This window comes from Microbulbifer sp. S227A, from assembly GCF_049800935.1.
Genome location: NZ_JBNAFZ010000003.1, coordinates 36,203 through 49,875, shown reverse-complemented (window position 1 = coordinate 49,875; position 13,673 = coordinate 36,203). Strand labels below are relative to the sequence as shown.

At 63.7% G+C, this 13,673-nt stretch carries 15 protein-coding genes; 11 read left to right on the top strand and 4 right to left on the bottom strand.

Going from position 1 to position 13,673, the window contains the following annotated elements:
- Nucleotides 1–10: 10 nt before the first annotated feature.
- Nucleotides 11–604 carry a LysE family translocator gene (locus tag ACP15R_RS07905; RefSeq protein WP_424985857.1) on the bottom strand — a complete coding sequence of 198 codons (594 nt, stop codon included), beginning with the start codon at nt 602–604 and terminating at the stop codon, nt 11–13.
- A 289-nt stretch (nt 605–893) separates the two neighbouring features.
- On the opposite strand from ACP15R_RS07905, the gene ACP15R_RS07900 reads away from it, so the two are divergent.
- From ACP15R_RS07900 to parE, 8 genes are all read left to right on the top strand, one after another.
- Nucleotides 894–1,667, top strand: a complete 774-nt coding sequence (locus ACP15R_RS07900) for a hypothetical protein (RefSeq protein ID WP_424985856.1) — start codon at nt 894–896, stop codon at nt 1,665–1,667.
- Nucleotides 1,668–1,683: 16 nt separating this feature from the next.
- Entirely contained in the window at nt 1,684–2,853 is a 1,170-nt protein-coding gene (locus ACP15R_RS07895) for a D-alanyl-D-alanine carboxypeptidase family protein (RefSeq protein ID WP_424985855.1), read from the top strand.
- On the top strand, nt 2,850–3,488 hold the full coding sequence (gene tmk, locus ACP15R_RS07890) for a dTMP kinase (protein ID WP_424985854.1): 639 nt from the start codon (nt 2,850–2,852) through the stop codon (nt 3,486–3,488). Before ACP15R_RS07895 ends, tmk begins: the two co-directional genes overlap by 4 nt.
- On the top strand, nt 3,485–4,612 hold the full coding sequence (locus tag ACP15R_RS07885) for a DNA polymerase III subunit delta' (protein WP_424985853.1): 1,128 nt from the start codon (nt 3,485–3,487) through the stop codon (nt 4,610–4,612). Before tmk ends, ACP15R_RS07885 begins: the two co-directional genes overlap by 4 nt.
- Before the next feature lie 16 nt (nt 4,613–4,628).
- Entirely contained in the window at nt 4,629–5,435 is an 807-nt protein-coding gene (locus ACP15R_RS07880) for a TatD family hydrolase (RefSeq protein ID WP_424985852.1), read from the top strand.
- Nucleotides 5,435–6,232, top strand: coding sequence for an MBL fold metallo-hydrolase (locus ACP15R_RS07875; protein WP_424985851.1), 798 nt, complete (start codon nt 5,435–5,437; stop codon nt 6,230–6,232). The genes ACP15R_RS07880 and ACP15R_RS07875 overlap by 1 nt, the downstream gene beginning before the upstream one ends.
- A gap of 76 nt (nt 6,233–6,308) precedes the next feature.
- Nucleotides 6,309–7,241 carry an AEC family transporter gene (locus tag ACP15R_RS07870; protein ID WP_424985850.1) on the top strand — a complete coding sequence of 311 codons (933 nt, stop codon included), beginning with the start codon at nt 6,309–6,311 and terminating at the stop codon, nt 7,239–7,241.
- Between the two features lie 86 nt (nt 7,242–7,327).
- Nucleotides 7,328–9,283 carry a DNA topoisomerase IV subunit B gene (gene parE / locus ACP15R_RS07865; RefSeq protein ID WP_424985849.1) on the top strand — a complete coding sequence of 652 codons (1,956 nt, stop codon included), beginning with the start codon at nt 7,328–7,330 and terminating at the stop codon, nt 9,281–9,283.
- A gap of 6 nt (nt 9,284–9,289) precedes the next feature.
- Here the strand turns inward: parE and ACP15R_RS07860 are convergent, their stop codons facing one another.
- A complete protein-coding gene (locus tag ACP15R_RS07860; RefSeq protein ID WP_424985848.1) occupies nt 9,290–9,904 on the bottom strand; it encodes a hypothetical protein in 615 nt (204 codons plus the stop codon).
- Nucleotides 9,905–10,306: 402 nt separating this feature from the next.
- On the opposite strand from ACP15R_RS07860, the gene ACP15R_RS07855 reads away from it, so the two are divergent.
- Together ACP15R_RS07855 and ACP15R_RS07850 are read left to right on the top strand one after the other, a co-directional pair.
- Nucleotides 10,307–11,041, top strand: coding sequence for a hypothetical protein (locus ACP15R_RS07855; protein WP_424985847.1), 735 nt, complete (start codon nt 10,307–10,309; stop codon nt 11,039–11,041).
- Nucleotides 11,038–11,619: a hypothetical protein gene (locus ACP15R_RS07850; protein WP_424985846.1), complete on the top strand. Its 582-nt coding sequence runs from the start codon at nt 11,038–11,040 to the stop codon at nt 11,617–11,619. The genes ACP15R_RS07855 and ACP15R_RS07850 overlap by 4 nt, the downstream gene beginning before the upstream one ends.
- A gap of 46 nt (nt 11,620–11,665) precedes the next feature.
- Here the strand turns inward: ACP15R_RS07850 and ACP15R_RS07845 are convergent, their stop codons facing one another.
- The gene (locus tag ACP15R_RS07845) at nt 11,666–11,905 is read right to left on the bottom strand and encodes an Lrp/AsnC ligand binding domain-containing protein (RefSeq protein WP_424985845.1); all 240 of its coding nucleotides are present in this window, start codon (nt 11,903–11,905) and stop codon (nt 11,666–11,668) included.
- A gap of 103 nt (nt 11,906–12,008) precedes the next feature.
- Nucleotides 12,009–12,899 (bottom strand): hypothetical protein, encoded by an 891-nt coding sequence (locus ACP15R_RS07840; RefSeq protein WP_424985844.1) that lies wholly within the window; start codon nt 12,897–12,899, stop codon nt 12,009–12,011.
- Nucleotides 12,900–13,082: 183 nt separating this feature from the next.
- Here ACP15R_RS07840 and hisB point away from each other — a divergent pair, with 183 nt between their 5' ends.
- Nucleotides 13,083–13,670, top strand: a complete 588-nt coding sequence (hisB, locus tag ACP15R_RS07835) for an imidazoleglycerol-phosphate dehydratase HisB (RefSeq protein ID WP_424985843.1) — start codon at nt 13,083–13,085, stop codon at nt 13,668–13,670.
- The last annotated feature ends 3 nt before the right edge of the window (nt 13,671–13,673 follow it).

Here is a 13,673-nt window from a genome sequence, read left to right as displayed (position 1 = left end):
ATTCCCCGGTTCAGGGCCAGATCACCGGGTAGAGCGAGGCCACGAGCAGCGCCGCCATAGTCCAGTTGAACGCCACGAGCCGGGACCGGTTGGTAAGAACATGCGCCAGCTGCTGCCCCAGCAGCGTCCAACTCCCTACCGAAGGCAGGTTGATTGCGCCGAAAACCGCCCCCACCAGCAGGACCGAACCAAAGCTCTGCGTCGGGGTATAGGCGCTGATCGCGGTCAGGGCCATCGCCCAGGCCTTGGGATTGACCCATTGAAACGCCGCCGCCTGAAGAAAGGTCATCGGCCTGCCCACAGCCGCGCCCTCCTGTGCCGGTGCGGCGGTGGCGATCTTGTAGGCCAAAAACAGCAGGTAGACCACGCTGACCGCCTTGAGAATGTCATAGGCCACCGGAAACGCCTCGAACAACCCGACCAGCCCGGCCCCCAGCAGCAGGATCATCACCACGAAGCCCAGCCCCACGCCCAGCATGTGCGGGATCGTCCGGCGAAACCCGAAATTCGCACCCGAGGTCATCAACATCAGGTTGTTCGGCCCCGGCGTGATCGACGAGACAAAGGCAAAAAGCGCAAGCGCCAGGAAAAGGTCAATATCCATGACCATTCAATACACCAGAAAGCCCTGTGACGGCTATTCGTTTTTGTGCGCATCCCCATCACAGGGTTCGATCGGTCCGCCCCCGCCGCCATGCCGGAGCGGGTATCACGGCGCGGATTTCACGCGAGCGTGATCGCCGGGGATTTCTTGCCGAGCGCAGTCCTGCGCACTTTCAATGCCCCGATTGCCGGGCTATGATGCCGCAAAAATGGCGGGTTGCGCCAAAGCAGAGTGACCGGAAAACCGGCAAGGGCGCAAGCAACGCCTGTCTACAGGCAAGGAACTTGGCATGAACCGAATGAAACCTGGCCGCGGGCCGTCCTTTCGTTTGACCGGGGCCGTGTTGATCGCCACAGCCCTTGCGGCCTGTGGTGAAGACGGTCCGTGGATCAAGAATGCTGGCTCCGAAACCGACACCATCGCAACCGCAACCGAGGCAAAGGGCGCGCAGCGCGATGTCGAGGCCCCCGAGGTGTTTGACATCTCCGAAGCCGGTCTCTGGGATGGCCGCCCTTCGCTTGGCGGCATCTGGGTCGCGCATCCGGACGTGACCGAGCCGCATCGCGTCATCATCCGCAACACGTCGAATGACACATCGGTTGTCGGAGCCCTGTTCCGGCGCGAACGCGACATTCCCGGCCCGCGCATCCAGGCGTCTTCAGAAGCCGCCGAGGCGCTGGCGATGCTGCCCGGTGCGCCGGTCAACCTGCATGTCACCGCATTGCAGCGCGAAGCCGTTGCCGACGAACCCGCAACAGACACCGCCGAAGCCGCACCGCAGGACAATGGGGCCACCGATGCGGCAATCGCCGCCGGCGCAATCGCCGCGGTGGCCACGGATGCGCCCGCCCCCAAAGCGAAGAAATTCCGCTGGCCGTGGTCAAAATCCGAGGATGACGCGGCAATCGACAGCATGACCGCGCCGCTCGCCACGCCCGCCGACATATCCGAAACGCCGCTCGAGCCGGTTGAAGACTCTGCCGCCCTGTCGCAACGTCGCAGCGCGCCCGGGTGGCAAGCCGCGCAAACCGGGCTTGTCAACGCCAAGCCTTCCATCACCTGAGCAGGGAGACTTTCCCGTGAAACGCCTTGTCAAATCCGTTCTGACCGTCGCGCTGCTGCTGACGCAGCCGCTGGCGGCGCATGCCTTTGATACCTCGGCCACCGCCGCCTATGTGCTGGACCAGACCACCGGCACGGTATTGCTGTCAAAGAATGCCGATGAACCGTTGCCGCCGGCCTCGATGTCCAAGCTGATGACGCTCTACGTCGCCTTCGAGGCCATCCGCGACGGACGTCTGACGCTGGACGAAAAGCTCCCGGTCTCGACCCACGCGATGAGCTACAAGGGCTCGACCATGTTCCTGGATACCAATGACCGGGTGCGTGTCGAGGATCTGCTGCGCGGCATTATCGTGCTGTCGGGCAATGATGCCTGCGCGGTCATCGCCGAAGCCCTCAGCCCCGATGGCACCGAACCGGGTTTTGCCCGGTACATGACCGACCGCGCCCGGCAGATCGGCATGACCAGCTCGACCTTTACCAATTCGAACGGCTGGCCGCAGGCCGGGCACCGCATGTCGGTGCATGATCTTGCGGTTCTGGCCAATCGGCTGATCACCGATTTCCCAGAATTCTACCCGCTCTTTGCCGAGCGTGAGTTTGCCTTTGACGGGCGCGCACCGTCCAACACCCGCAACCGCAACCCCCTGCTGAGCCTCGATATCGGCGCGGACGGGCTCAAGACCGGGCATACCCAAGAGGCCGGGTACGGGCTTGTCGGCTCTGCCAAACAGGGCGATCGCCGGGTGATTTTCGTGATTTCCGGCCTCGACACCGAAGCCCGCCGCGCAGAGGAGGCCGAGGCCATCGTTAACTGGTCGTTTCGTCAATTTGCCGAAAAAACCATTGCCAAAACCGGGACCCCGGTCACCCAGGCCGAGGTCTGGATGGGCGGACAGCCCACGGTAGACCTGGTTCCCGCCCAGGACATGACCATCCTGCTGCCGGTGCTTGGCTCTGGCAACCTGAACGCCGAAGTGGTCTATACCGGCCCCATCAAGGCACCGATCGCCCAGGGGCAAGAGCTCGCCGAACTGGTGATTTCACCCGACGGCCTGCCGCAGACCCGCCTGCCGCTGGTGGCCGGGCACGCGGTGGGCAATGGCGGTTTTGTGGTCCGGGTCAAGACCGCCGCGCAATACCTGATCACCCAGTTCCTCAACGGCCCCCCGGCGGAGGCGATGTGATCGACCCACGGGCCGGGCGCGGCACTTTTCTGACCTTTGAAGGCATCGACGGCTCGGGCAAATCCACCCAGGCCCGGCTCCTCGCGGACCGGTTGCGCGCCGATGGGCGCGACGTGGTGCTGACCCGCGAACCGGGTGGTTCCACCGGGGCAGAAGAGATTCGCCGCCTTGTGCTCGAGGGCGACCCCGATCGCTGGTCGGCGGAAACCGAGATCCTGCTCTTTACCGCCGCCCGGCGCGATCACATGGAGCGCACCATCCTGCCCGCCCTTGCGGATGGCAAGGTGGTGATCTGCGACCGCTTCGCCGACAGCACCCGCATGTATCAGGGCCTGTCGCGCGGCGACCTGCGCGGTCTGGTCGACACGCTCCACACCCTGATGATCGGACGTGAACCCGACCTGACACTGCTGATCGACATGGATCCCGAAACCGGTCTGCGTCGCGCCCTGGGCCGCCAGGGCAGCGAAGAACGGTTCGAGGAATTCGGCCCGGAGCTTCAGCATCGCATGCGCGCGGGCTTTCTCGGGCTGGCCGATGAATTCGCCAACCGATTTCGCGTCATCGATGGCAACCGGCCCATCGAAACCGTTGCCGGTGACGTTCTTGCCACCACCGGCGCGCTGCTGACATGACCGACGCCCCGCCTCCCGCCGACCAGGTGCCCGGCGCGCCGCACCCGCGCGAATGCCCCCGCCTGATCGGGCAGGACGCGGCAGAAGCCACGTTTCTGCAAGCCTTTAGCGCCGGCCGCCTGCATCACGGCTGGCTGTTGACCGGGCCGCGCGGGGTTGGCAAGGCAACGCTGGCCTGGCGGATCGCGCGCTTTCTGCTGGCCACGCCAGCGACGGAGAGCGGCGGATTGTTCGATGCACCGCGCCCGCCTCAAACGCTGGATATCGATTCGGAACACCCGGTCGCCCGGCGGATCCGCGCGGGTGCCGATCCCGGCCTTGCCCTGATCACCCGCAGCATCAACGACAAGACAAACCGCATGCGCAACGAGATCGTGGTGGACGATATCCGCAATCTCAACCGGTTCTTCGGCCTGTCCTCGGCGGATGGCGGGCGACGCGTGGTGATTGTCGACGCCGCCGACGAGATGAACGTCCCGGCGGCCAACGCGTTGCTCAAGATGCTCGAAGAGCCCCCGGCCCGGACCACGCTGCTGCTGATTTCACACCAGCCCTCTGCCCTGCTCCCGACCATCCGCTCGCGGTGCCGGACGCTGCGGCTCACCCCGCTTGGCCCGTCTGACATGCAGCTGGCGCTGTCGCAGGCCGGGGCCGAGATCGCACCCGGATCGGATGTGGCAACGCGCCTCGCGGCGCTGGCCTCCGGCTCGGTGGGCGAGGCCTTGCGGCTGCTCACGCATGACGGGCTCGCCCTCTATGGCGAACTCTTCGCCATCCTCGACTCGCTGCCCCGGCTCGACCGCCAGCGAGCGCTGGCGCTTGCGGAACTTGCGGCGCAACGCGGCGCGGCCGAGCGGTTCGAACTGCTGCTGACGCTCATCGACACCGCCCTCGCCCGGCTCGCGCGCACCGGAGCCACCGGCACCGCCCCGCAACCCGAAGCCGCCCCGAACGAGGCCGCGATCCTGTCCCGGCTGTCCGGCGATGCCCGAAAAGCACGCGCCTGGGCCGAGATTGCCGCCACGATCACCCAACGCGCGCGCCATGGTCAGGCGGTCAACCTTGACCCTGCCGCGCTTGTCCTAGATACGGTTTTCAAGATGCAGGAAACCGCCGCGGGCTAGGCCCGAACCAGGGGCCATGACAGACATACCGCAAATCACCGACAGCCATTGTCACCTCGATTTCCCCGATTTCGACGGGCAGCTTGACAACATCATCGCCAATGCCGCCGCCGCCGGTGTCACCCGGATGGTGACCATCTGCACGAAACTGGCCAACGAACCGGCCGTGCGCGCCATTGCCGAGACCCATGCCCCGGTGTTTTACGCCGCCGGCACCCACCCGATGAGCGCCGCGGACGTGCCGCTTGTCACCGTCGACGAGCTGACCGCGCTCGCCCGGCATCCGAAATTCGTCGGCATCGGCGAGACCGGGCTTGATTATCACTACACCGCCGACAGCGCTGAGATACAGCAACACAGCCTGCGCATCCACATCGACGCGGCCCGCGATACCGGCCTGCCGCTGATCATCCACGCCCGTGCCGCAGATGACGACATGGCGCGCATCCTGACCGAAGAACACCAAAACGGCGCATTTCAATGCGTCATGCATTGTTTCTCTTCTTCCGCCGGGCTCGCCCGCGCCGCGCTCGACCTGGGCTTCTACCTGTCGATGTCCGGCATCGCCGCCTTCCCCAAGAGCCAGGAGCTGCGCAACATTTTCGCCGCCGCCCCGCTCGAACGGATCCTGGTGGAAACCGACGCGCCCTATCTCGCGCCGCCGCCACACCGGGGCAAACGCAACGAACCCGCCTATACCGCGCACACCGCCCGCAAGGGGGCCGAAATATTCGGGCTCGACTACCCCACCTTCGCGGCCCGCACCCAGGAAAATTTCGACCGCCTGTTCCCCAAGGTCGCGCAGTACAGGGCCGCCGCCTGATGGCCGAGATTCGCTACACGATCCTTGGCTGCGGCTCGTCCGGCGGCGTGCCCCGCCTTGGCGGCCACTGGGGCGACTGCGATCCCGCCAACCCAAAGAACCGCCGCCGCCGTTGCTCACTGCTGGTCGAACGGGACGGGCCCGACGGCACCACATCGGTGCTGATCGACACCTCCCCCGACCTGCGCAACCAACTCCTCGACAGCGAAACCGGGCGACTCGACGGCGTCGTCTATACCCATTCCCACGCCGATCACGTCCACGGAATCGACGATCTGCGGATGATCGTCTTCAACATGCGCACGCGCCTGCCGGTCTGGGCCGATGGCGACACCCAGAATGCCCTGCTCTCGCGGTTCGGCTATGCCTTCGTTCAGCCCGAAGGCTCGCCCTACCCGCCAATCCTCGACATGAAAACCATCGACGGCGCGTTTGAAATCGACGGCCCCGGCGGATCTATCCCCTTCCTGCCCTTCCGCGTCGGGCACGGCTCGATCGACTCGCTGGGCTTTCGCATCGGTGGCGTCGCCTACCTGCCCGATGTCGCAACCATCTATGATGACGCCTGGCCGGCACTGCACGGGCTCGACTGCTGGATCGTCGATGCCCTGCGGCGCGCGCCCCATCCCACGCACACGCATCTGGAACAATCGCTCGGCTGGATCGAACGTGTGGGAACCAAACAGGCGGTGCTGACCAACATGCATATCGACATGGACTACGACACCGTGATGGCCGAAACCCCCGACAATGTCATCGCCGCCCATGACGGGCTGACACTCCGTTTCCCGCTGTGAGCGACCCCATCTTCATCTTTGTCCAAATACTCCCGCCGGAGGCTCCCGCCCTCTGCCACGGCCACTACGCCCGCTCATGTTCCAGACCCTGATCACCGTCATCCTGCCGGTCTTCCTGGTGATCGGCGCCGGCTACCTGACCACCCGGCAACGGTATTTCTCGCTCACCCAGATGGAAGCCCTGATGCGTTTTGCACAGGCCTTCGCGATCCCCTGCCTGCTGTTTCGCGCCATCGCCACGCTCGATCTCTCCACCGGCTTTGACCCGGCCCTGCTGATCAGCTTCTACAGCGGCGCGGGCATCTGCTTCCTGCTCGGCATCTATGGTGCCCGCTTCCTCTTTCGCCGCGACTGGGAAGACTGCATCGCCATCGGCTTCTGCTGCCTGTTCTCGAACTCGGTCCTGCTTGGCCTGCCCATCACCGAACGCGCCTATGGCGCGGACAACCTCGCGGGAAACTATGCCATCCTCGCCTTTCACGCGCCCTTTTGCTATGGCCTGGGCATCACCGCGATGGAGATCGTCTCCAATCGCGGCGGCCGCGGCATCGACGCCGCGCGCGCGACACTCCGGGCGATGTTCAAGAACGTGCTGATTCTCGGCATCGCCCTCGGCTTCCTGTTCAACCTCAGCGGCCTCACCATCCCGGACGTCGCCGATGACGCCCTGTCAATCATCACCCGAGCCGCGCTGCCTTGCGCGCTCTTCGCCCTTGGCGGGCTGCTGGTGCAATACCGCCCCGAAGGCGACCTGCGCACCATCGCCTATGTCTGCGTCATCGCGCTCCTGATGCATCCTGCGCTGGTCTGGCTGTTCGGCCGGACCCTGTCGCTGCCGCAGGACATGTTCCGCTCGGGCGTGTTGAACGCCGCCATGGCACCGGGGGTCAACGCCTATATCTTTGCCAACATGTATGGCCGGGCAAAACGGGTCGCGGCCTCCTCTGTGCTGATCGCCACCGGCGCATCGCTGTTCAGTATCTGGATGTGGCTGACCCTGCTGGGCTAGCCCCGCACCGCCCGCGCGATCACCTTCGCCCTTCCCCATTGCCCGGCAACTTGCCATAATACCCAAAACAACAACAGAGCAGCGGTATGAACGATCTCCTGACGCCCTCGGGCTCCTCCGACTACGATGCCTCCTCGATCGAAGTGCTCGAAGGCCTGGAACCGGTCCGCAAACGGCCCGGCATGTATATCGGCGGCACCGATGAACGCGCGCTGCACCACCTGGTGGCCGAGGTGCTCGACAACTCGATGGACGAGGCCGTCGCCGGCCATGCCAACCGGATCGAGGTCGAACTGCACGAGGATTACGCCATCACCATCCGCGACAACGGGCGCGGCATTCCGATCGATCCGCACCCGAAATTCCCCGGAAAATCCGCGCTCGAGGTCATCCTCTGCACGTTGCACGCGGGCGGCAAATTCTCGGGCAAGGCCTATGAAACCTCGGGTGGCCTGCACGGGGTCGGCGCTTCGGTGGTCAACGCGCTGTCGGATTCGATGGTGGTTCAGGTCGCCCGCAACAAGGAACTGCACGAGCAACGTTTCTCGCGCGGCCTCCCGCTGGGGCCGGTGGCAAAGGTCGGCGCCGCCCCCAACCGGCGCGGCACCACCGTGACCTTTCACGCCGACGAAGAGATCTTCGGCCACCACCGCTTCAAACCCGCGCGCCTGTTCAAATCGATCCGCTCCAAGGCCTACCTGTTCTCGGGCGTCGAAATCCGCTGGAAATCCGCCATCGACGATGGCGAAACCCCGACCGAGGCCACCTTTCATTTTCCCGGCGGGCTGTCGGACTACCTGACCGAAACCCTCGGTACCGCCAGCACCTATGCCGACAAACCGTTTTCCGGCACCGTCGATTTCAAGGAAAAATTCGGCACCCCGGGCAAGGTCGAATGGGCGATCAACTGGACCCCTTCGCGCGACGGGTTCATCCAGTCCTACTGTAACACCGTCCCCACACCCGAAGGCGGCACCCATGTCGCGGGCTTCTGGGCGGCGATCCTCAAGGGGATCAAGGCCTATGGCGAGCTGGTCAGCAACAAGAAGGCCGGTCAGATCACCCGCGACGACCTGATCACCGGGGGCTGCGCGCTGGTCTCGTGCTTTATCCGCGAGCCGGAATTCGTCGGCCAGACCAAGGACCGCCTCGCCACGGTCGAGGCGCAACGGCTGGTGGAAAACTCGGTCCGCGACCATTTCGACAACTGGCTTGCCGCCGATACCAAATCCGCCGGGGCGATCCTCGATTTCCTTGTTCTGCGCGCCGAGGAACGCCTGCGCCGCCGTCAGGAAAAGGAAACCGCCCGCAAATCGGCGACCAAGAAACTGCGCCTGCCGGGCAAGCTGACCGACTGTTCCTCAAACAACCGGGAAGGCACGGAACTGTTCATCGTCGAAGGGGATTCGGCGGGCGGCTCCGCCAAGATGGCGCGCGACCGCAAGACCCAGGCACTCTTGCCCCTGCGCGGCAAGATCCTCAACGTGCTGGGTGCGGCCAGTTCCAAGCTGGGGTCAAACGCCGAGATCAACGACCTGACACAGGCGCTTGGCGTCGGGCTGGGCAGCAAGTTCAACGTGGACGACCTGCGCTATGACAAGGTCATCATCATGACCGACGCCGACGTGGACGGCGCGCATATCGCCAGCCTGCTGATGACCTTCTTCTTTACCCAGATGCGCCCGATGATCGACGCAGGCCACCTCTACCTCGCCTGCCCGCCGCTGTTCCGGCTGACCCAGGGGGCGAAACGCGTCTATTGCACCGACGAGACGGAAAAGAACGCGATGCTGGAACAGGGTCTGGGCGGCAAGGGCAAGATCGACGTCTCGCGCTTCAAGGGTCTGGGCGAAATGGACGCCAAGGATCTCAAGGAAACCACGATGGACCCGAATTCCCGCAAACTGATCCGCGTCACCATCGACGAAGACGAACCCGGCGAAACCGGCGACCTGGTGGAACGGCTGATGGGGAAAAAGCCGGAAATGCGGTTCCAGTATATCCAGGAGAACGCGCGGTTTGTGGAGGAGTTGGATGTTTGAGATGCACTACCCAGCACAGCAACAGTAGTTTGGTCCATAGCCTGTGTTCGTGTTTCCTGAAGGGTAGACATGTGTGGAAAAACCCAACTGAAATGGGTTTCCTGGGTCATCTACAAACGCCGGGGATTTATTATAGATATGAACGGCCCCAACATCTTGGCCTGGACGTCCAGTACCCAACATCTTAAAGCGGGGACAAAGTGACTGACACAGCTCGCTCGTATTAGAGCCGCTCGGAGCTTGTGCTCTTTCAACCGCCGCTACAGTAGTGTTTTTGGGGGCAATGGCAGTGCAAACTGCTTGCGCCTGTAGTTGAGCCAAAACACTATATGAAGCCCATCCTTCAGACAAGTCGACCTCCACCCTCCTTGTGACAGCTTCATCAACCAAAGTCGGAATGTCAGGAATTTTGTCTTCTACTGCTGCAAGGTCAATTGATGTCTGAGCTACGGCCCCTTCAACATCGACAACTTTGTTGGAAACTTGCGCAAAATTCGTTGAAAGGTACGATGCATAGCCCCCAACACCAATGCCTAGCAGTGCAAGGACCGACATTGCCGCAATCACTCGTGTTTTGTCGTGCTCCAGTTTTGATAAACGCTCTTCAATTCTCTCCGGCACAAAATTCTCCAATCCAATCGCTCAACAAATTTACCATAGTTTGCATCAGTTCTAAAGTCTCGGTACATATTTCGGAATCGAAACAATCCATTGAACATCCACTTGCATACTCCAACCAGCCACAACATTCGCACTCGACTCTCCCAACACGAGGGAGCACTATGTGCGCACTCGGCTCTGCGAACCCCTCCGGCCTCATTTGATCCATTGAAGTAATTGCACGACGGCCTCCGGCCCGAGGTCGGGCGCGGCTCTACTGTTTCGCCCTTAGCCGCTATGCCCGGGGCGTTGTCGTTCGACCGTGAAACATTCGCCGGGTCTCCAGGTTGCCCTCGCGTGACAACGACGCCAGACACAAACTGCAATCTTGCGTCCGGCGTTTTGCGACGTAAACTCCGCCGGATGAATTTTGTTCTGGATCATCAGCTTGCCCTGTTCCTTGCCTGCTTTGTCGCGGGCTGTGCCGGTGTTGCAACGATCTATCGCGCGCCGGCCGGGTCGCGGGCGTGGAAGCTGGCCGACCTGCTCTGGGTCGTTCTGGGCGGGCTGGGCGCGGTGACGGCGATTCTGGCGGGGATCTACAAATCCGACAGCAGCCAGCTCGACCGCCAGATCGGCATTGCCTATGCGCTGACCGATGCGTTTGACCGTGACGCGGCGCGATTCCGGCTGCGCTATTGCGAGACCGGGGCGCAGGCCGATCTGCGCGCGCTATGTGACAAGGTCGAGTTCCTGTCGGCGTCAACCGCGGGCAATGCCGACCTGCCGCTGTTCCTTGCGATCACCGACTCTACCAGCACGCTGCGCGGCCTGCCCTTGTTTGCCAAACCCGCAGCCCCCGCCCCGATGACCCCCGAGGCGTTTGACGAGGCGGCGTTCCTGGCCTTTGTCGCGCTGGACGACGACACCCGCCCGGCGCTGGAGCGGCTGCGTCTGCCGCGCCCGGCGATTGCCGCGGATTTCCAGATACTGGCCAGCACCTATGACGAGCTGATCGGCCAGGTGCGCAGCCTGATGGAGGAATGGGAATTCCTGCGCGCCAATGCCGCGATCCTCGTGTTGCAGACCCTCGCCCTGTGTCTCGTGTCTTTCGCCGCGCCCTTCCGGCTGGGCAAATCCGTGGCCGAGCTCAGATGATGCGCACCCGCGTTCTTCCCTCGCTGTTCACCGCCGCGCTGCTGGCGACCGGCGCACGGTCCGAACCGGTGGACTGGGCTAATGTCGACGGCTGGGACGTGGCCTATTACCCCGGCTCCAAAGGTTGCCAGGCCTTTGCCCTGTTTGACGAGGAAACCGCGTTTTTCATCGGCTTCGACGGCAAGGGCGACAATCCGGCGCTGGATGTCACGGTGTTGAATACCGGCTGGGACATGATCGAACATGGCAAGGAATATCCCGTGCGCCTGCGCTTTGGGGATCAGGCGGCGTGGACACTGAACATGGATGGGGTGGTGTTGAACGGCTATCCCGGCCTGCATATCCTGATCGACGCCGAAACTGCCTCGGCCCGGCAATTCACCCGCGAATTCAAGCGCGAGCGCGTGATGGCGTGGCAGCGGGCAGAGCAGGCGCTCGGGCAATTCCCGCTCTCCGGCTCGAACAACGCCTTTGCCGCCGTGCGCCAGTGTCACGAATTCCACCGCAAGGCGCGCGCGGCCCGTTCTGCCGCATCCCGCGAGCGCAGCCCCAAGGGGGACGATCCTTTTGTGAATTGAGGCCCGGCGTCAGGCCAGCCGGTGAAGCCCGACGCGCAGTGCGCCCTCAGAACGCCTTGAAGGTCATCGTGGTCAGCGACCGTTCGATCCCGGCAATGTCCAGCAGCTGGTCATTGATGTATTTGCCCACGTCTTCAGCCTCGGGAATATAAAGCTTCATCAGCAGGTCATAATCGCCGCTGGTAGAGTAGAGCTCGGAATGGATTTCCCGCAGGGCGATTTCTTCGGCCACCTTGTAGGTGGTGCCGGGTTTGCAACGGATCTGGACGTAGACACAGGTAGACATGGGCGGCCCTTGCATGTTGGTCGTCGCAGGCTGGCACGGGGTGCGGGCGGGCGCAATCCCTGATTGGGGGGCCCCGGCCAGCGAACCGGCCGGAGCGATATGCTCAGGTACACCGGAACCGGTAACGCCCCGTGGTGCGGAAGGTTCCGTCGGCCTGCCTCACCGTGCGCAGCCGGCCGATAAAGATCAGCCGCGGCGGGCAGTTGCGCGGGCAGACGAACCCGGCCAGCGCCATCGCGTTCTGCCGCGCCTTGCCGATCGCGCCGACCGGGGTCGGGTCATCGCCGATCGCCGTCACGGAAAAGATGTCGCCACAGCGCGTCTTGCCGTCACCGCCGCCGCCATCGCCGTCGCCGTCCTTGTAGCAGGGGCATTTCTTGCCATCGCCCTGCCCGGCCTCGTCGATGCGCAAAAGCACCACGATGATCGCGACCAGGGTCACGGACATGTCGGGCCGGGTGCGCAGAATCAGCACGAGGATGATCAGGATCAGGATCTTGATCGTCCCCGCCCCGCCATAATCGATCGCTTCGGTCGGCACACCCAGGTCCGACAGGCATTCGGCATAGGTCGTGCGGTCCGGTCCGGCCCATGGTCGCGATGCAATCAGCCGCCCCAGGTTCACCACCTGCTCTGGCGACTGGTCGAGCAACTCCATGCCGATTTCCAGATCGTTCTGGTGTGGCAACACCGCCACCCCCGCCGCCGCATCGCGGCAGAACCCGTCTGTCAGTTCCGCAAAGGCGTGGATCGCCGGCGCGGCCCCTTGCACCAGGTCACGCATCGATCCGGCCGGCATCTCCTTGCCCGGCGCGCGCGCCAGCGCATCGACCATCGCCGTGGTCAGCGCGGCAAACCGCGTGGCCTCGGCCGCCAGCGCAACGCCGCGATCATCGGCGAACACCATGCTCTGTACCGCGTGGGAAAAGCGCCGCGCCGTCTTTGCAAAAAACTCGATTTCCGCGGGAACGGTTTCATCTGTCTTGGAGGTCATGTTCAAAGTCCTTGTCAAAATGGTTTGGGTCAAATCAGAAGCGACTAATTTCGCATCTGCACACGTATTACGCGCAGACCCGCCCTCTGGATCAGTTTTTCGCGGCCCGGACCGGACGGTGACGGCTTTACCTGCCCTCTCCAACATCTATAAGTGCCGGGCAACCGGCAGCGAGGACCAAGAATGCGCAACGCGACCGTTACCCGGAAAACCGCGGAAACCGATATCTCGGTGACCATCGAGCTGGATGGATCGGGCAGCTATGACAACCAGACGGGTGTCGGCTTTTTCGATCACATGCTGGACCAGCTTGCCCGGCACTCGCTCGTCGATATGACGATCCGGGCCAAGGGCGACTACCACATCGACGATCACCACACGGTCGAGGATGTCGGCATCGCGCTCGGACAGGCGCTGAACGAGGCGCTTGGCGACAAGCGCGGCATCCGCCGCTATGGGTCCTGCCTGCTGCCGATGGATGACGCGCTGGTGCGTACGGCGCTGGACCTGTCCGCCCGCCCCTATCTGGTGTGGAATGTCGAGCTGCCCACCGCCAAGATCGGGTCCTTTGACACCGAACTGGTGCGCGAGTTCTTTCAGGCGTTCGCGACCCATGGCGGCATCACCCTGCATGTGGATGCGCTGCACGGGCTGAACAGCCACCACATCGCCGAAGCCGCCTTCAAATCCGTCGCCCGCGCCCTGCGCGAGGCGGTCGATACCGATCCGCGCAAGGCCGATGCCGTACCGTCCACAAAGGGCACGTTGTAACGC